Source organism: Massilia genomosp. 1, from assembly GCF_011682185.1.
Taxonomy (GTDB): Bacteria; Pseudomonadota; Gammaproteobacteria; order Burkholderiales; family Burkholderiaceae_D; genus Telluria_A; species Telluria_A rubra.
The window spans coordinates 37,760-53,934 of the sequence record NZ_WHJF01000006.1 but is presented as its reverse complement, the minus strand read 5'-3'; the positions used below and the strand labels follow the sequence as shown (position 1 = coordinate 53,934).

General features: G+C 65.5%; 15 protein-coding genes and 2 pseudogenes. 9 read left to right on the top strand and 8 right to left on the bottom strand.

What is annotated here, in order from left to right; genetic code table 11:
- Positions 1–94: 94 nt before the first annotated feature.
- Entirely contained in the window at positions 95–3,004 is a 2,910-nt protein-coding gene (locus F1735_RS03670) for a M16 family metallopeptidase (protein ID WP_373888463.1), read from the top strand.
- A gap of 203 nt (positions 3,005–3,207) precedes the next feature.
- Here the strand turns inward: F1735_RS03670 and F1735_RS03665 are convergent, their stop codons facing one another.
- From F1735_RS03665 to F1735_RS03645, 5 genes are all read right to left on the bottom strand, one after another.
- A complete protein-coding gene (locus F1735_RS03665; RefSeq protein WP_167235663.1) occupies positions 3,208–4,362 on the bottom strand; it encodes a DUF2382 domain-containing protein in 1,155 nt (384 codons plus the stop codon).
- Positions 4,363–4,401: 39 nt separating this feature from the next.
- Complete coding sequence (locus F1735_RS03660; RefSeq protein ID WP_229505614.1) at positions 4,402–4,827, bottom strand: YsnF/AvaK domain-containing protein; 426 nt, start codon at positions 4,825–4,827, stop codon at positions 4,402–4,404.
- Positions 4,828–5,138: 311 nt separating this feature from the next.
- Entirely contained in the window at positions 5,139–5,399 is a 261-nt protein-coding gene (locus F1735_RS03655) for a hypothetical protein (RefSeq protein WP_167235662.1), read from the bottom strand.
- Between the two features lie 17 nt (positions 5,400–5,416).
- The gene (locus tag F1735_RS03650) at positions 5,417–6,202 is read right to left on the bottom strand and encodes a DNA/RNA non-specific endonuclease (RefSeq protein ID WP_167235661.1); all 786 of its coding nucleotides are present in this window, start codon (positions 6,200–6,202) and stop codon (positions 5,417–5,419) included.
- A 34-nt stretch (positions 6,203–6,236) separates the two neighbouring features.
- Positions 6,237–7,193: a helix-turn-helix transcriptional regulator gene (locus F1735_RS03645; RefSeq protein ID WP_167235660.1), complete on the bottom strand. Its 957-nt coding sequence runs from the start codon at positions 7,191–7,193 to the stop codon at positions 6,237–6,239.
- A 148-nt stretch (positions 7,194–7,341) separates the two neighbouring features.
- Here F1735_RS03645 and F1735_RS03640 point away from each other — a divergent pair, with 148 nt between their 5' ends.
- The 7 genes and pseudogenes from F1735_RS03640 to F1735_RS38195 all read left to right on the top strand — a co-directional run.
- Positions 7,342–7,980, top strand: a complete 639-nt coding sequence (locus F1735_RS03640) for a LysE family translocator (protein WP_167235659.1) — start codon at positions 7,342–7,344, stop codon at positions 7,978–7,980.
- Between the two features lie 137 nt (positions 7,981–8,117).
- Positions 8,118–8,513 (top strand): hypothetical protein, encoded by a 396-nt coding sequence (locus F1735_RS03635; protein WP_167235658.1) that lies wholly within the window; start codon positions 8,118–8,120, stop codon positions 8,511–8,513.
- The gene (locus F1735_RS03630; protein WP_167235657.1) at positions 8,513–8,770 is read left to right on the top strand and encodes a DUF5985 family protein; all 258 of its coding nucleotides are present in this window, start codon (positions 8,513–8,515) and stop codon (positions 8,768–8,770) included. The genes F1735_RS03635 and F1735_RS03630 overlap by 1 nt, the downstream gene beginning before the upstream one ends.
- 26 nt (positions 8,771–8,796) lie before the next feature.
- Complete coding sequence (locus F1735_RS03625; RefSeq protein WP_167235656.1) at positions 8,797–9,081, top strand: DUF5985 family protein; 285 nt, start codon at positions 8,797–8,799, stop codon at positions 9,079–9,081.
- Between the two features lie 296 nt (positions 9,082–9,377).
- The gene (locus F1735_RS03620) at positions 9,378–10,781 is read left to right on the top strand and encodes a PAS domain-containing protein (RefSeq protein ID WP_167235655.1); all 1,404 of its coding nucleotides are present in this window, start codon (positions 9,378–9,380) and stop codon (positions 10,779–10,781) included.
- Positions 10,721–10,876 (top strand): annotated as a pseudogene (locus F1735_RS38200) (ATP-binding protein); the annotation flags it as partial. The gene F1735_RS03620 and the pseudogene F1735_RS38200, both read left to right, overlap by 61 nt.
- A gap of 40 nt (positions 10,877–10,916) precedes the next feature.
- Positions 10,917–11,210, top strand: a pseudogene (locus tag F1735_RS38195) (response regulator); the annotation flags it as partial.
- A gap of 62 nt (positions 11,211–11,272) precedes the next feature.
- Here F1735_RS38195 and F1735_RS36325 read toward each other — a convergent pair.
- Together F1735_RS36325 and F1735_RS03605 are read right to left on the bottom strand one after the other, a co-directional pair.
- Positions 11,273–11,710, bottom strand: coding sequence for an NUDIX hydrolase (locus tag F1735_RS36325; RefSeq protein ID WP_229505612.1), 438 nt, complete (start codon positions 11,708–11,710; stop codon positions 11,273–11,275).
- Positions 11,711–11,744: 34 nt separating this feature from the next.
- Positions 11,745–14,189: a hybrid sensor histidine kinase/response regulator gene (locus F1735_RS03605; protein ID WP_167235653.1), complete on the bottom strand. Its 2,445-nt coding sequence runs from the start codon at positions 14,187–14,189 to the stop codon at positions 11,745–11,747.
- A 391-nt stretch (positions 14,190–14,580) separates the two neighbouring features.
- Between F1735_RS03605 and F1735_RS03600 the strand changes: the two genes are divergently transcribed.
- Positions 14,581–14,937 carry a hypothetical protein gene (locus tag F1735_RS03600; RefSeq protein WP_167235652.1) on the top strand — a complete coding sequence of 119 codons (357 nt, stop codon included), beginning with the start codon at positions 14,581–14,583 and terminating at the stop codon, positions 14,935–14,937.
- Positions 14,938–14,939: 2 nt separating this feature from the next.
- On the opposite strand, the gene F1735_RS03595 is transcribed toward F1735_RS03600, so the two are convergent.
- Positions 14,940–16,136 (bottom strand): DUF2863 family protein, encoded by a 1,197-nt coding sequence (locus F1735_RS03595; protein ID WP_167235651.1) that lies wholly within the window; start codon positions 16,134–16,136, stop codon positions 14,940–14,942.
- Positions 16,137–16,175 lie beyond the last annotated feature (39 nt).

The window sequence follows — 16,175 nt, the reverse complement described above, 5'->3', positions numbered from 1 at the left end:
ACATGGCCGCACTGGTGTATGCACAAATTTCCGCTGTTCTTTCCGTCCTGATTCTTTTATCCTGCGGCTACTATTTTTAGCCTCAGGAGACAATGTGTCCAAACTCATCCCGATCAGCCTGCTTGCACTGCCCGCGTTCGCCATGAACGCGCTGGCGGCCGCACCAGCCACGCCAGCCGGCAAAGCCGATGTTCTACCCTTCAAAGCCACCGAAAAAACCCTGGCCAACGGCCTGAAAATCATCGTCGTCCCGACCGGCTTCCCCAACCTGGTGTCGGTACAGATCCCTGTACAGACCGGTTCGCGCAACGAGATCGAGCCGGGCAAGTCGGGCTTCGCGCACTTTTTTGAACACATGATGTTTCGCGGCACCAAAGCCTATCCGCCTGAAAAATACCAGGACGTGATCACCAAGTCGGGCGCCCGCCAGAACGCCTACACCAGCGACGACCTGACCAATTATCACACCACCTTCGCCAAGGAAGACCTCGAAACCATCCTCAAGGTCGAGGCCGACCGCTTCCAGAGCCTGTCGTACGGCGAAGATGCATTCAAGACCGAATCGCGCGCCGTGCTGGGCGAATACAACAAGAACAGCGCCAATCCGATGTCCAAGCTGTTCGAAGTGCAGCGCGACGCCGCCTACACCACGCATACCTACAAGCACACCACGATGGGCTTCATCAAGGACATCGAGGACATGCCGAACCAGTATGCCTACTCGAAAGTGTTTTTCGACCGCTGGTATCGCCCGGAGCGCACCACCGTGATCATCGCCGGCGACGTCGAGCCGCAAAAGGCCATCGCCCTGGTCGAAAAATACTGGAGCAAATGGCAAAAAGGCAGCTACAAGAGCGAGGTACCGGCCGAGCCGGCGCCGACCGGGGCACTCTACAAGCATGTCGCATGGCCGACCCAGACCTTGCCTTTCGTCACGGTGGGTTTCCGCGCACCGGCGTTTTCCGCCACCGCCAAGGACCACGCCGCGCTGTCGATGCTGCTCTCGCTCTCGTTCGGCCGCACCTCCCCGCTCTACAAGCGGCTGGTACAGGATGAACAGAAGGTCGACCAGTTCAGCGATTACACGCCTGGCCGGATCGACCCGGGCCTGGCGACCATCATCGCCCGCGTGAAAAAGCTGGACGACACCGTCTATGTGCGCGACCAGATCATGCAGGTCATCGCGCAATTGCGCAACGTGCCGGTCACAGCGCAGGCGCTGGCCGATGCCAAGTCGGCCCAGAAATACGGCCTGATCCGCTCGCTCGACAATACCGAGCAGATCGCCGGCACCCTGGCCTCCTACGTGCATTACAACCGTTCCTACGGCACGCTGAACCAGTTCTACCGCGTCACCGACAGCCTGACCCCGGCCGACCTGCTGGCGGCAGCGCGTAAATACCTGGTCGATGACGGCATGATCGTCACCACCCTGTCGAACCAGGCCCTGCCCGAAGCGATGGCGAGCCTGCCCAAGCTGACGGCGCTGGCCGCGAACGGCGCGAGCAATCCGGCGCTTGACGCCACGTCAGCCCAGGCCTTGCCGGCGGCCGCGCTTGCCTCCGGCCCGCAAGCCAAGGTAGACGTCCTGGTGCAAAAATCGACGCTGCCCCAGATCCGCTTCAAGCTGCTGTTCGCCGCCGGTTCGGCCCACGATCCAAAAGGCAAGGAAGGCTTGGCGGCGCTGACCGCGATGATGGTGGCCTCGGCCGGATCGAGCGAGCGCAAGATCGACGAAGTGAGCAAGGCCCTGTTCCCGCTGGCCGGCTCGTTCACCGAACAGACCGACAAGGAAATGACCACCTTCACCGGATCGGTTCACAAGGATAACTGGAACAAGTACATGACCGTGGCCATGCCGCAACTGGTCGCGCCGGGGTTTCGCGAGGAAGATTTCCGCCGCCTCAAGGATTCGCTCAAAAACGCCCTGCTGGTCGACCTGAAGGACAATAACGAGGAAGAACTGGGCAAGGAACGCCTGCAAACGAATGTGTTTGCCGGCACGCCGTACGACCATCCGGTCCTCGGCACGGCCAAAGGGATCGATGCGATCACCCTGGACGACGTCAAGGATTTCTACAAGAAGGCCTACACCCAGGGATCGGTGCGGGTGGGCATCTCGGGCGATGTGTCGGACGCGATGACGGTCGCGCTCAAGCAGGCACTGGCCAGGCTGCCGGCCGGCCCGGGCTTGCCGGTCACCACGGCGCCGTTGGCAAAGATGCCGAACGGCCTGGAAGTGGAGATCGTCGAGAAAAACACGCGCGCGACCGCCCTGTCGTTCGGTTTGCCGATCGAGGTGCGCCGTGGCCATCCGGATTTCCCGGCGCTGTGGTTGGCTAAAACCTTCCTTGGTGAACACCGCGCCTCGAATGCCTATCTGTACCAGCGCATCCGCGAACTGCGCGGCATGAATTATGGCGACTACACCTACATCGAAGCCTTCCCGCGTGGCATGTTCCAGTTCTTCCCGAACCCGAACGTCGGCCGCAAGGGCCAGTTGTTCGAAGTGTGGATCCGCCCGGTCGCGCCGGAGAATGCCCACCTCGCGCTGCGCATCGCCTTGACCGAGCTCGAGAAGGTGATCCAGCAGGGCCTGACCGAGGAACAGTTCCAGATTACACGCGGCTACCTGATGAAAAACGTGTTCGTGATGACCGCCACCCAGGATCAGTATCTCGGTTACGCACTCGACTCGCAATGGTACGGCACGCCCGAGTTCACCAACATGATGCGCGATGGCCTGGCCAAGCTGACCCTGGCCGACCTGAACGCGGCCATCAAGAAGCACCTGTCGACCAAGAACCTGTCGCTCGTGTTCATCACCAAGGATGCCGCTGGACTGAAAGAGAAACTGGTGAGCGATGCGGTGTCGACGATCAAGTACGACGGCAACAAGCCGCAGAGCTTGCTCGATGAAGACAAGGTCATCGGCAGCATGAAGCTCAACATCAAGCCGGAAGCAGTCAGGATCACGCCGGCCAGTGCCGTGTTTGCCGAGTAGCCGCAGTAAGAAAGCGTGCGCTGACAAGGCGTGCGCTGACGCGGATCGCTAGCCGGGATCGCTGGCGCGTCGTTCCCGCGTAGGCGGGAACCCAAGTTCGTTCCGTAGCCATGAGGGACTCAAATGACTTGGGTTCCCACCTGCGCGGGAACGACGACGTAGATGCGGCGCTTGTTCCTACGACGTAGCTGCGGCTATTGCTCCTACGACGTCATGCGCTCCCAGCCATGCCTGATCGCGGCCTTCATCTTCTCCCAGGTCGAGCCAGGATGACGCGCCTCCCAATCGCTGCGCAACCCGGGTTCGATTTCTTCCCACGGACGCCCCCGATACAGCGCGCTGCCGGCCATGCTGGTGCCATAGCGGTACGCCGGCGCATAATCGTCGTAACTGCCGCCCTCGCGCGCGAAATTGCTGGTCCAGTGACCGCGGAAGTAAGCGTCGTCGTCCGGTGCCAGCCGCTCGATGTCCACTTCGGTATGGCGCAGCGTGTCCTTGATCTGCTCCTGGCGCTGCGTCACTTCCTTGCCGACGATAACTTCCTCCACCATGCGGGCGGATTTTTCGACGACCGCTTCTTCCGCCGTTTCGCGCAGTTCGATGGTGTTTTCCTGGAAGGCGGCAATGTCGGCCGGATCGACCAGTTTGTCCACCGCGCGCCGCTGCACATTGAGGTGCTCTTCGCGCAGGCCGATGCTCTCGCTGACCGGGGTGTCGACGATGCGCTGGTAAATCCGCACCCCGCCGCGCTGCACTTCGCGCTTGCCAACCTTCAGTTCTTCCTGGATCACGGGAATGGCCGTGGTGTCGGCCGCACGTTGCTGCGATGCGCCCATGACCGAGCCTTGCGCGCTGCCGCCGCCGCCCGCACTGCCGCCCTGCGACGCGCCGGGCGTCGACTGCCGCGACAGCGCCTCCCCGCGCATGGCGTCGCCGCCCTGCATCGCGCCCCGCCACTGGCCGGCATGCTCGTCGATATCGACCGGACCATGGCGTTCGACGATGTCGGCGGCGCGTTCGACCTCGTGCTCGGTTGCGGTGGTCACGGTCAGCACGTAGTGGCCGCGCTCGATCGCCTCGGAATACATCTGCGCATGCTCACTCCGCTCCCCGCCGAACAGATCGGTGAAAAAATGCTTGATGCTCGACCCGAGCGATTCGTCGCCGGCGCCTTCCGGCCGGGCGCCGGGCGTATCCACGCCGGACGTATCCACGCGGGACGTATCCACGCGGGCCGCATCCGGATCGCCATCGCTCAAACGCACGTCCTGGCGTGAATACCCCGACCCGACCAGGTCGTCGAGCGCCTGCACGGCATCGCCGCGATTGTCAAATACCGCTACCAGTGTGTGTTCCATGATGACTACCTCCATGTTGTTGAACTCGCTTGAACCCGCTTACTTGTGGGGGCCTTCGTCGAACCGTTCGACGACGATGTCTTCTTCGCGCAGCATGACGGTCGCGGCGTGGGTACGGGTGCGCGCGATGCGCGTGATGTGGACTTCTTCCTTGATGCGCAGGCGCCGTTCGGTCACCAGCACTTCTTCGAGCACCGGCACGATCAGCGTGTCGCCCTCCTGGCGCGCCAGCGGCGCCTCGGACAGGAGTACGATCTTGTCGACGATCACATGCCTGACGTCGAGCTCGTCGTACAGCAGCGTTTCGTCGACCTGATGGGGATGTTCGCTGACCGTTTTGTGAATCCGCACGCCGCGCCCGGTGTCGACGACGCGCTTTCCCACCCGCAGTTCCTCGCGGTGCAGCGGCACGTCGAGCGTGTCGCCGCCTGGCTCGACATACGATTCGGCACTGTCTGTTGCCATGAAGTTCGCTCCCCAAAAAAACCTGCAGCAGGAGCCGTTGAGAGTACCGCAAAGTGCGCCGACCCTGCACACCATTGACCTTCCTCAAGTTTTGATCGCCTGCGGCGTCGATGCTGGAGTCTCGCCCCTCGTCTCGCCCTTCACCGGGCCCGGAGGACCCGCACAAGCCGCCGCTGTGCGCCACGCGGTAAGGAAACATGATCAGGCCAACGTTCCGCATGCCGCCAGGTCCGGCATCACACCACGGCCCGGGTCGACTAAGATGGCCCGGCGCGTACTCTTCCCGGCGCGGTCCGGCGATCAGACCGCGTTTAGTTGAAGGGATTGTCCACGTCGCCCACCGCCGGCGGCGGCAATGTGGCCGGCAGCGTCATCCCTTCCAGCTTGGCGACGATGTCACCGAGCAGCGCATGCAGCTTGCGCGCGTGCTCCAGGCCGACCTCGTCGGCGGTCAGGTCGACATCGCCACTAATGGTGATCCGGTCGAGCCGGTTTTCGATCATCAGCTTGCCAACCGCGAGCACGTCGGCCTCGTTCGCGTACGGTACAAAACCCTGTTTCTTGCCACTCATTGCATCTCCTTGAAATATCAAAACGGCCAACGGCGCGATTTCTTCTGCTTCGGCTGCGGCAGGTCCAGCATGGCCGATTTTTGCCGCGCGCTCAGCGACGGCATCAGGTTGATGCCAATCTTCTCTTCGAGCTCGGCGATTGTCATCACGTCCAGTTCGTCGGTGGCACGGTTTTCCACGATCCACGCCGCGCCCGCCTTCTGGCCCGGACTATACACCGCCTTGTATAAATGACTCGGCACGAGCACATTGCCCACTTTCTGCAAGCGGTTGCCGATGAACGCCGGCCCGGTGATCACATACAAGGTGCCTTCTTTCCTGACCAGGTCGCGCACGCGCCCTTCCAGCCCGGCCCACAGATGACGGTTGTTGTCGGCATCCTGCGGCACCATGTTCGCCAGCGTAAAACTTTCGTGCTGGGTCTGGCGATCCGGCATGTTGCCGTTGGGCGCCATGTGGCCACGGTCGAAGCCGCTGCGGGCGTAGTCGGACAGTTCGGCGCGCTGCGACGGCGACAGGCGTTCCTCGGCGTGGAAGGAATCGTCGCGCGAGAGTTTCTTGGCCAGCTTCAGGTTTGCCGGAAGCAGGCGCTCGGCCGACCACAGCGGCGTGCGCGTGATCCCGGAGTGCATCACGCCGAATACGCCGTAACATAATTCGGTCGTCGCCTTGGCCAGCTTGGCATTGCGGATCTCGGGCAGGCGCCCATCCATGTAGTGTGCGGGACAGCCACCGGCAAACGCGCTGCCGGCTGCCAGCAAGGTCCATCCGAGGACGATGCCGGCCAGTGTTTTCTGAATCATGTTTTCCAAAATCAAAATAGTCGAGCGACGCATTCTAGCGGAGCGTACCCGCCATGCGAAGCAGTCGTTCAGCTAATTTTGCAAGACTGGTGCGCAGTTGCTCGGGCGCGCGCACCGCGAAGTCGAACGGCAGGCCCGCGAGGTGGCCGGCGAACCAGTCGAGGTCGTCGGTGGTGCAGCGCAGCAGCACCCCATCGGGGGCCTGATCGAACACCCCGAGCGCGCCATGGAAATGCGCGCTGGCTGTTTTCAGGTCGGTGTGCAGCAGCACGTCCACCGCATGTTCGCGTTGCATCACAGCCAGCGACTGATTGAGGTAGCCGAGCGCGTCGAAGCCGGCCGGGCGCGCGAACGAGACCGGGCGCGGCTCGACTTTGACGACGCGGTCGATCCTGAACGAGCGCATCCCGGCGCGCAGGTGGCACAGGCCGGTCACGTACCAGCAGCCGCCGCGAAACGCCAGGCCGTAGGCGTCGAAGTCACGCTCGGTTTCGCCGCCATCGGGCGCGCGGTAGCGCAGGCACACGCGCTGCTGCGCCAGCGCCGCCGAACTGAGCGTGACGAGGGCGTCGTTGTCCCTCGGCGCCACCGCGCGGATCATGTCGAGCCGCACGGTCTCGTCGATGGCGCGCACGCGCCGCTTGAGGTTGGCCGGCATGATGCGTTCGAGCTTGGCCTGGGCGCTGGCCACGGCCGGCGCGGCTTCGGCAAAGCCCAGGCTGCGCGCGGCGAGCAGGCCGATCGCCAGGGCCAGCGCTTCGTCGTTGGTAAACATCATCGGCGGCAACTTGAAGCCGGCCATCAGCGCATAGCCGCCGTGGCGCCCGCGCTCGGTCGTGATGGGAATACCCATCTCTTCGAGCGTGACGATGTAGCGGCGCAAGGTGCGCGGATCGACCGCCAGCCGCGCCGACATCTCGACGCCGCTCAGGCGGCCATGGGTTTGCAGCAGTTCCAGCACTGCCAGCACGCGGGTGGTTGGATGGTACATGACGCCACGATAGCAGTTTAACAGGGCGCAATCTGCCCTGATGCAGCGCTAAGCTGCGTCCTGTCGATATTGCACCGCCCACCGAAAGCGAGCCCGCCATGCCCTTCCCCACCCTGAACGATGCAATTGCGCTGCCGGCGCCCCCGCCATGAGCGTACACGCCAAGCTGTGGCTGTACTTTGTGGTCGTGTTCGGCATCGTCGCCCTGCCCGGCCTCGATATGGCGTTTGTCATGGGCAGCGCCATGCTGGGCGGACGGCGCGCCGGCCTGGCGGCGGTGGCCGGCATCGTCAGTGGCGGCGTTTGCCACCTGGCGATGAGTGCGCTGGGCGTGGCCGCTCTGCTGCGGCTGTGGCCGGCCCTGTTCAATGCGATGCTGGGCGCCGGCGCGCTGTACACGGCGTGGATCGGCTGGCGCATCCTGCGCGCCGGCGCCGGCTTTGCGCAACACCTGCCGGGCAAGGCCTGCGGCATGGGCGCCACCTTCCGGCGCGCGCTCGTCACCAGCCTGCTCAACCCCAAAGCCTACCTGTTCATGCTGGCCATTTTTCCGCAATTTCTCAGGCCCGGACCCGAGCCGCTGTGGACCCAGGCCGCGCTGCTGGGCGCCATCACCGCCTTGACCCAGGCCGGCATCTATGGCGCGCTGGCCTGGCTGGGCGGCCGCGCCGGGCGCTCGCTGGAAGGGCGGCCGGGCGCGGCCACCCTGCTCGCGCGCGCCATGGGCGTGCTGCTGATCGTGCTGGGGTCGCTGAGCGCGGCGCAACTGGTACGCAAGCTGTTGTGAGCTGGCGCGGCGCATGGGATGTTGCTGTGTTGATACGTAAGTACAACACAATGATGCATGCTTGATAAGCAAAGTCGACTAGAATACGGGTTTTGGACCGCGTTGGCTTAGCTTGGCGCAATGGATTCTTGTACATCATGTTGCCCCAACCGATACCCGAAGAATTGCGTCGCTTCCTGCTAACCAGTATTGCCTCGGTTCCCCACCTGGAGGCGCTGCTGCTGTTGCGCAACAGCGCGCCTCAGGACTGGTCCGTACACACAGTGGCCGAGCGGCTCTACATCGGCGACAAGCTGGCCGCCAGCGTGCTGGCGGACCTGTCGCGCGCGGGCATGACGGTGACCTTGCGCCACGAAGGCAGCGCGCCGGTGTTCCGCTACCAGCCGGCCACGGCGGCGCTGGGCCAGGTGATCGATGCGCTGGCCGACCTGTACGCGCGGCGCCTGGTCGAGGTGACCCATCTGATCCATTCGAAGCTTGAGCGCAAGGCCCAGCAGTTTGCCGATGCGTTCACCTGGCGAAAGGAGTCGTAATGGCGGCGGCGATGTATGGCCTTTGCATGCTCACCGCGCTGGCCTGCGCCTGGCTGTTGCTGGCCAGCTATGCACGTACCGGGCATCGCCTGCTGTTCTGGAGCGGCCTGTGCTTTTGCGGCATGACCCTGAACAATCTGATCCTGATCCTCGACAAGCTCGTGTTCCCCGCCATGGACTTGCTGACCCTGCGCCTGGTGACGGCGCTGATCTCGGTATCCCTGCTGCTGTACGGGCTGATTGACGAGAAGGAGTGACAGATGGGTAAAACACGGAGCGCGCCATGGATCTGATGCTGGCCGGCGCCGGCGCCATGGGTTCGGTGCTGATCGGCCTGTTTTTCCTGCGCTTCTGGCGCACCTCGGGCGACCGCTTTTTTGTGTATTTCGCGCTCTCGTTCCTGATCGAAGGCGCGCACCGCGTGTATGCCAGCCTGACGCCCGGCATGAGCGAAGATTCGCCCTTCCACTTCCTGCTGCGCCTGCTGTCGTATTGCCTGATCCTGTGGGCGATCGCTTGCAAGAACTGGCCCCGCAAAAAGGCGGTTGAAGAAGGCGGGAGAGACTGAACTTCCGGCCGGACCAGGTCTCTAACTGACGTTAGCGCGAGCCAAAGCAGCCATCAGGCGAGCCCGCCCGTTGCTGTCATGCCTCCACACAGGGAGGTGTTCGATTGACTTTCGGAGAATGACCGGCCAATACTGACAACTGTCTTCCACCACCGAAAAGCACGCAATGCCGATATCCTCCGTTCCCGACACAACCATCGCCACGGAGCGGATTGCACGATGAGGGCAGGCAATTGTGCGAGCATTTTGCTGGTCGACCAGCAAAAGCTGCGCCAGCGACGCACTGGCGCAGCTTTTTGCGCGAGCTGGGCCATGTGCCAGTACGGCTCGACGCGCACGCGGCGACCTCCCATGCCGCCAGCGCCGAGCTGGCCCTGATCATCGTGGACGCCGGCGCTGCCGCCAGCGCACACGCCACCGCAGTGATCGACCTGGTGCAGCGCTTGCGCGCCGCGCCCGGCCTGGCCGGCATTGCCCTGATCGTCATTGCGCCGGAAGGCGATCCATCCTTCCCCTTTGCGCAAGCGTACGCGGCTGGCGCGATCGATGTGCTGCCCAGCCCGGTGCTGGCGGCGGCGCTCAAGGCCAAGCTCGCCTTCCTGATCGGCGTACACCACACCGCCACGCGCCAGCGCCGTAGCGACAGCGACCTGCGCGACGCCCGCGCCCGCCTCGAAATCACCCTGGCCGCCGCCGAACTGGCCACCTGGACCTGGGACATCGCGGCCGACCGCGTGACCGCCGACGCCGCCATGGCGCGCCTGTTCAATATCTCGCCCGAGGTCGCCGCCGGCGGGCCGGTGCAGAACTACCTGGACGCGCTCCATCCTGACGACCTGGCGCACGCCACGGCGCGCATCGAAGCGGCCCTCGCCAGCGGCGAACCGTACGATCTCGCGTACCGGGTGCGCGCCAGCGACGGCCTGTACCACCACGTGATCGCGCGCGGCCAGGTGGTCGCCGACCCGTCCGGCGCCGGCCGGCTGCTGCGCGGCGTGGTGCTCGACATGACGCGCCAGAAGCAGGCCGAAGCGCAACTCGGCGCCAGCGAAGAGCGCTACCGCACCCTGTTCGATTCGATCGACACCGGCGTGTGCATCATCGACGTCCTGTTCGAGGGCGACACGGCGCTCGACTACCGCTTCATCGAAATCAACCCGGCCTTCGTCAAGCACGCCGGCCTGACGGACGCCGTCGGCAAGACCGTGCGCGAGCTGGTGCCCGGGCACGAGCGCCACTGGTTCACCATGTACGGCCAGGTCGCCACCACCGGCGTGCCGGTGCGCTTCGTCGACGAAGCGCACGCCATGCATCGCTGGTTCGATGTGTACGCCACGCGCGTGGGCGGGCCGGCCAGCCGCCCGGTGGCGGTGTTGTTTACCGATATCAGCGAACGGGGCGCGGCCGACACCGAACTGCGCCGCCAGGCGGCCGACCTGTCCGAAGCCGACCGCCGCAAGACCGAATTCCTGGCGACGCTGGCGCACGAACTGCGCAATCCGCTGGCGCCGATCCGCAGCGGCCTGCAGGTGCTGCGCCGGAACGCCGGCAACGCCAAGGTGGGCGCGCGCGTGCAGGACATACCGGGTGCGCCAGATCCTCAACAAGCTGCTCAACAACGCCGCCAGGTACACGCCGCATGGCGGGCCGCATCACCTTGTCCGCGCGCCAGGAAGGCGACGACGTGCTCCTGGCGGTGAGCGACAACGGGATCGGCATCGCGCCGGATCAGCTTGTCGCCGTGTTCGACATGTTCACCCAGATTGGGCGCACGGCCCATCATGCGGGCGGACTGGGAATCGGCTTGTCGCTGGTGCGCAGCCTGACCGAGCAGCATGGCGGCCAGGCCGCCCGCCCGCGCCGATGTGGCCCTGCGTGTCATGGTGGTCGACGACAATGTCGCCGCCGCCACCCTGGCCGAGCTGTTGACGCTGATCGGGCATGTGGTCGACGTCGCCAACGACGGCCCGACCGCGCTGCACATGGCGGCCCGGCGCCATCCGCAGCTGATGTTCCTGGACATCGGCATGCCTTGCATGGATGGCTGCCAGCTGGCGCAGGCGCGGCGCCAGGATGCGCGCCACGCCGGCGTGCTGCTGGTGGCGCTGACCGGCTGGGGCAGCGCCGACGATCGCGCGCGTACCCGCGCCGCGGGCTTCGATGTGCATCCGACCAAGCCGGTCGAGCCCGGCTACCAGTCCAGGGTCACCAGCAATTTCCCCATGCGCGGCCAGCACAGCCGGGTCAGCTCGCTGCGCGCGGCCCAGCGGAAGCCATCCGTTTCCGGGGTCGGCGCGCCGCTCACCGGATGCGGAAAGAAACTCGTGCATACCAGGTGCGCCAGGCTGCCCAGGTCGGCGCCGGCTTGTACCCGGTACAGGTGCAGCCGCTTGTCGCTGCGATAAGCAAACCCGCCCAGGTCCTCGAAGCGTTCCGCCGCAAAGGCGATGCCCGCTTCCTCGCGCAGTTCGCGCATGGCCGACGCCAGGGTGGTCTCGCCCGGGTCCTGCATGCCTTTGGGAATGTCCCAACTCGGCGTATTCGTCACGTGGCACAGCAGCAACTGACCGGCCGGATTGAGCACCAGGGTGCCGCACGACACCGTCTGGATTCTTTTTGGCGCGCTCATGCGGCCAGCCCGCGCCAGCCGGCAATGCCGCTATTCATGGCTGCTCCTCGGCAGGCGCTGAAGCGGGGCGCGCGGCCGCCGCCAGCACGCTGCTCAGGGCGGTGATGTCGACCGGCTTGGTCAGGTGGCGGTCGAACCCGGCCTGCTGCGACATGACGACGTCGGCGCGCGCGCCCCAGCCGGTCAGGGCCACCAGCAGCATGCCTTCGAGCCCGCTGGTGGCGCGGATCGCGCGCGCCAGCTGGTGCCCGCTCATGCCGGGCAGACCGATATCGAGAAAGGCCAGGTGCGGGCGGAACGCGGCCGCCAGCACCAGGCCCTGTTCGCCATCGAGCGCCACCCGGGTGCTGTGGCCGAGCGCTTCGAGCAAGGTCGACAGGCTGGCGCCGGCGTCGACGTTATCGTCCACCACCAGCACCCGCAGCGCGCCGGGGACGACGGCGCACGGCGCCAGCGACGCCACCGCTGCCGCATTGCCCAGGTGCAGCGGCAGGCGCACGGTGAAGGTGCTGCCCTGGTCGCGCCCGGCGCTGGTGGCGCTGACGCTGCCGCCGTGCAGCTCGACCAGGCGGCGCACCAGCGACAGCCCGATCCCCAGCCCTCCCTGCGAACGGTCGAGGTTGCGCCCGACCTGGGTGAACATGTCGAACAGGGTGCCGAGGTCTTCCTGCGCGATGCCGACCCCGTTGTCATGCACCGACAGCAGCGCGTCGTCGCCGTCGCGCAGCGCGCGCAGCACGATGCGCCCGCCGGCCGGGGTGTACTTGGCGGCGTTGTTGAGCAGGTTGCTGAGCACCTGGACGATGCGGGTCACATCGACCTCGAGCGGCAGCGCGTCGGGCGTCACCTCGATACTGAGCGTGTGTCCCCCGGCGTTGAGCGCCGCCATGCTCGTTTCGACCGCCATCGCGGCCAGGGTGGCGACGTCGCTCGTTTCGCGCTTGAGCTCGATCTTGCCGCGCGTGATGCGCGCCACGTCCAGCAAGTCGTTGACCAGGTGAATCAAATGACCGAGCTGGCGGTCCATCATGTCGTGTACCTTGGCCATGTTGGCGGCGCCGGGAGCGGCCATGCGGATCAGGTCGAGCCCGGTGCGGATGGGCGCCAGCGGGTTGCGCAACTCGTGCGCCAGGGTCGCCAGGAACTCGGACTTGCGGCGGTCGGCCTCGGCCAGGTCGGCCGCCACCCGGCGCAATTCATCTTCGGCCTGCTTTTGCGCCGTAATGTCGCGCATGATCGAAGCCAGGCCGATATTCTGGCCTTCGTCGTCGAACACGGCAAAGCCCTTGTAATAGATGGGCAGGATCGCGCCGCTTTGAAAGTTGCGCATGCGCAGCTCACCTTCCCAGCGCGCCTGCCTGCCGCGCACGGCCGGCAACACCACCGCCTCGACAAAGGCCTGGCAGTCGGGCGCGAAAAAGTCGCCGATGCGGTACGCGTCCAGGGCGGCATCGGGGGCCAGCCCCGCCAGCCGGCGCCCGGCCGGGTTGACGTAGCTGGTGCGCGCCTCCGAACTGGCGATGCCGATGAAGTCGGACGACTGCGCCGCCACCGCCGCCAGGCGCCGCATGCCTTCCTCGGCGCGCTGGGAGCGCTGGCGCGACTCGCCCAGTTGCAGTTCGGACATTTCCAGCTGCTCGGCGGCAAGGCGCTCGGCGGTGGCGTCGCGGAAAATCTTGGCGTAGCCGCGCAGCCTGTCGGCCTCGTCGCGCAGCGGCACCATCACGCCATCGGCGAAAAAGCGGGTGCCGTCGCGCCGCACGTGCCAGCGCTTGTCGTCGGCGCGCCCGGTCTCGCGCGCCGTGCGCATTTCGTGCCCGGGTACGCCGGCGGCGCGGTCTTCCGGGGTAAAGATGATGGCGCTCGGCTCGCCGCAGGCCTTGGCCGCGAACCAGCCCGTGATGGTTTCGGCGCCGCCCTCCCATTCGGTGACGATGCCGTCGGTATCGGTGCCGATGAAGGCATAATCGCGGGTGTTGTCGAGAATGAGGCGGATCCGTTCGTCGCGCGTGCGGAGCGCTTCGAGGTGGGTCGCCTGCGCATGCAGGGCGATCTCGGCGGTTTTGCGGTAGAGGTCGATGAAAACCGCCACCTTGGCGCGCAGGATCACCGGGCTGATCGGCTTGGTCAGGTAATCGACCGCGCCCAGCGCGTAGGCTTGCTCCATGTGCGCGTAGTCGTCGCCGACGGCGGTCAGGAAAATGATCGGCAGCGTGCGCGAACGCGGATGGCTGCGGATCAGCCCGGCGGCTTCGAAGCCGCTCATGGTCGGCATCTGCACGTCCATCAGCACCACGGCGAATTCGCGCACCAGCAGTTCGCGCAGCGCCTGTTCGCCGGAGGAAACACTGACCAGCACCTCGTCGAGTTCGGCCAGCACGGCTTCGAGCACGTGCAGGTTGGCGCGCTGGTCGTCCACCAGCAGGATATTGATTCTGCCTTTGTTCGCGGCCTTGGGCGTGCTGTTCTCGTTGAGCATTGGGTGTCCGATGTGCCTCGTGGCGATCGCCCAGGTCAAGAGCGCAATGTAGGCCGAGGATGAAAAAAAGTCAATTGTGCAAGAACCAAAAAATATTTTTGAAATTCTGGAACTTACGGTGATTGCCCCATCTCCAACGGTATTTACATCTTTATAAGGTGGGGGTATTGCATGCCTGAACGATTCCTGGCGTCCGCCTTGCCGCAGCACGAAGCCTGGCGCAAGCGCAAGGATGGCGGCCTGCGCGCACCGGGACGGCGCCGATCGGTATATAGTTGGTAGACTGATGCTCCGTCCTTCCCGCCTGCGCGGGAAGGACGGAGCATCAGTCAATGGAATGAAGGCACACGGCGCAGCGCCAGTGTCGGTACCGTCCAGCAAAGGCCCCACCATGCCAGATACGCCCACCTCCGAGCATGGCGCCGGCGGCGAACTCCCCTTCCTCACGCTGTGGTATCGCTTCCTGTTCTTCGACTGGCTGTTCGCCGACCTGGGCGCGGCGCGCAATGTGTACGAGCGGCACGCAGCGCTGCGGCACAACCGCGCCATGTGCCGCCACTTCCCGACTTACCTGCGGCGCTGGTCGGCGCTGACCCTGTTCGGCTTCGGCATGGGCTGCCTGTTCGAGCGCGCGCCGCAGGCCAGCCTGTGGCCGGCCTGGTTTTTCACCTGCGCCTGCCTGAGCATGAGCGGCATGGTGGTGATGCTGGTCGCCTGGGCTTGCCTGGCCAATGCCAGGATGCAGTAAACTCAGGCTTGCCAGGCGCGCGCTTCGATCGGCTGGCCATCTTCACCGAAGCGCAGCGCCACCGATGTCGAGGTGATCCCCAGCGAGGCCAGCGCATCGCACAGGTCGTCCACCTCGCCGCGCAGGTCGGCGGCCACGTCGAGCGGCTTTTCGAGCGAGGCCAGCAACACCCCGGCCGCATCGCTCAGGTTGACCCGCATCACCATCTCATCTTCCACCGCGGCCGGCCCGACCATGGCGCGCACCTCGGCCCCGGCCACCCCGCCCTCTTCCAGCGCCGCGTTGACGTCGCTGATCATCTGCAGCATGGCCAGTTCGGCCACGCCCTGCTCCTTGGCGCCGTAGAACAGGTCCTGGTACAGGAAGTGCAGCTCGACCGAGGCCGGGTCAAGCGCCAGGCAGCGCTTGACCAGCGGCCCGGCCGCCACGGTCCAGGCGCGGTAACGCGCCATGCGCGCCTCGAACCAGGCCTCGGCCGCTTCTTCGCCTTCCGGCGCGGCGTAAAACGGGTCGTCGGCGCGCTTCATCGCAAAACCGAGCAGGAAGCGCAGTTCGACCGCCGTGTCGGCGGGGCCGAAGTGGGTATCGGCCCAGCCGGTCATGCTGCGTTCGAGCGCCGGGCGCGCCACCAGTTTTTTCTCGGTCATCGAGCCGGCCGCGTCGCGCACCATGTCGTTCAGGTGGCTGTAGGTGATGGCATCGACTTCGTCCAGGTCGTAGGCGTGGCTGATCATCACCACCGTGGCCTGGGGACTTTCCAGGCCGCCCTGCTTGATGCTCTCGACCAACTGGTCGAAGGCATCGCCATCGTTGAAGCCTTCCGCTTCCTTCAGCCCGCCCGTGCTGTGTACGAATACCGGCAGGGCAAAGGCGTTGATTTCCATCTCCGGGCCATTCTCGCGCCGCAGGGTGACGGTGCCGGCCGCTTCTTCGACCCGCTCGCGCAGCAACTGGTAAGCCACCGCGTCGGTGTAGCGCGCGCGCTCGATGGCGCCGTACAGGACGTCGTCATTCTTCTTGCGCAAGGCGTTGCGCACCAGCCGCGCGAGCTCGACGTCGCGCAGGGCGATCGCGGCGGCATCGCCTTCTTCACTGGCGACGGCCAGCGCAAGGTCGGCCAGTTGCTGGGCCAGCACATCGTCATCCTCCTGCGGCGGGATAGCGGACTTGCGGGGGACGGGGCGCTTGTTTTTGGGCATGGGAAGACGGATCGGTGGCTAATGAGGCGTCATGGTAAC

Bases quoted from the DNA above. Each gene is read 5' to 3' on its own strand.
- F1735_RS03640 (WP_167235659.1), top strand. From the start codon at position 7,342: ATGAGCGTACACGCCAAGCTGTGGCTGTACTTTGTGGTCGTGTTCGGC.
- F1735_RS03625 (WP_167235656.1), top strand. From the start codon at position 8,797: ATGGATCTGATGCTGGCCGGCGCCGGCGCCATGGGTTCGGTGCTGATC.
- F1735_RS03635 (WP_167235658.1), top strand. From the start codon at position 8,118: ATGTTGCCCCAACCGATACCCGAAGAATTGCGTCGCTTCCTGCTAACC.
- F1735_RS03660 (WP_229505614.1), bottom strand. From the start codon at position 4,827: ATGGCAACAGACAGTGCCGAATCGTATGTCGAGCCAGGCGGCGACACG.
- F1735_RS03600 (WP_167235652.1), top strand. From the start codon at position 14,581: ATGCCAGATACGCCCACCTCCGAGCATGGCGCCGGCGGCGAACTCCCC.
- F1735_RS03630 (WP_167235657.1), top strand. From the start codon at position 8,513: ATGGCGGCGGCGATGTATGGCCTTTGCATGCTCACCGCGCTGGCCTGC.
- F1735_RS03655 (WP_167235662.1), bottom strand. From the start codon at position 5,399: ATGAGTGGCAAGAAACAGGGTTTTGTACCGTACGCGAACGAGGCCGAC.
- F1735_RS36325 (WP_229505612.1), bottom strand. From the start codon at position 11,710: ATGAGCGCGCCAAAAAGAATCCAGACGGTGTCGTGCGGCACCCTGGTG.
- F1735_RS03665 (WP_167235663.1), bottom strand. From the start codon at position 4,362: ATGGAACACACACTGGTAGCGGTATTTGACAATCGCGGCGATGCCGTG.
- F1735_RS03645 (WP_167235660.1), bottom strand. From the start codon at position 7,193: ATGTACCATCCAACCACCCGCGTGCTGGCAGTGCTGGAACTGCTGCAA.
- F1735_RS03650 (WP_167235661.1), bottom strand. From the start codon at position 6,202: ATGATTCAGAAAACACTGGCCGGCATCGTCCTCGGATGGACCTTGCTG.
- F1735_RS03595 (WP_167235651.1), bottom strand. From the start codon at position 16,136: ATGCCCAAAAACAAGCGCCCCGTCCCCCGCAAGTCCGCTATCCCGCCG.
- F1735_RS03605 (WP_167235653.1), bottom strand. From the start codon at position 14,189: ATGCTCAACGAGAACAGCACGCCCAAGGCCGCGAACAAAGGCAGAATC.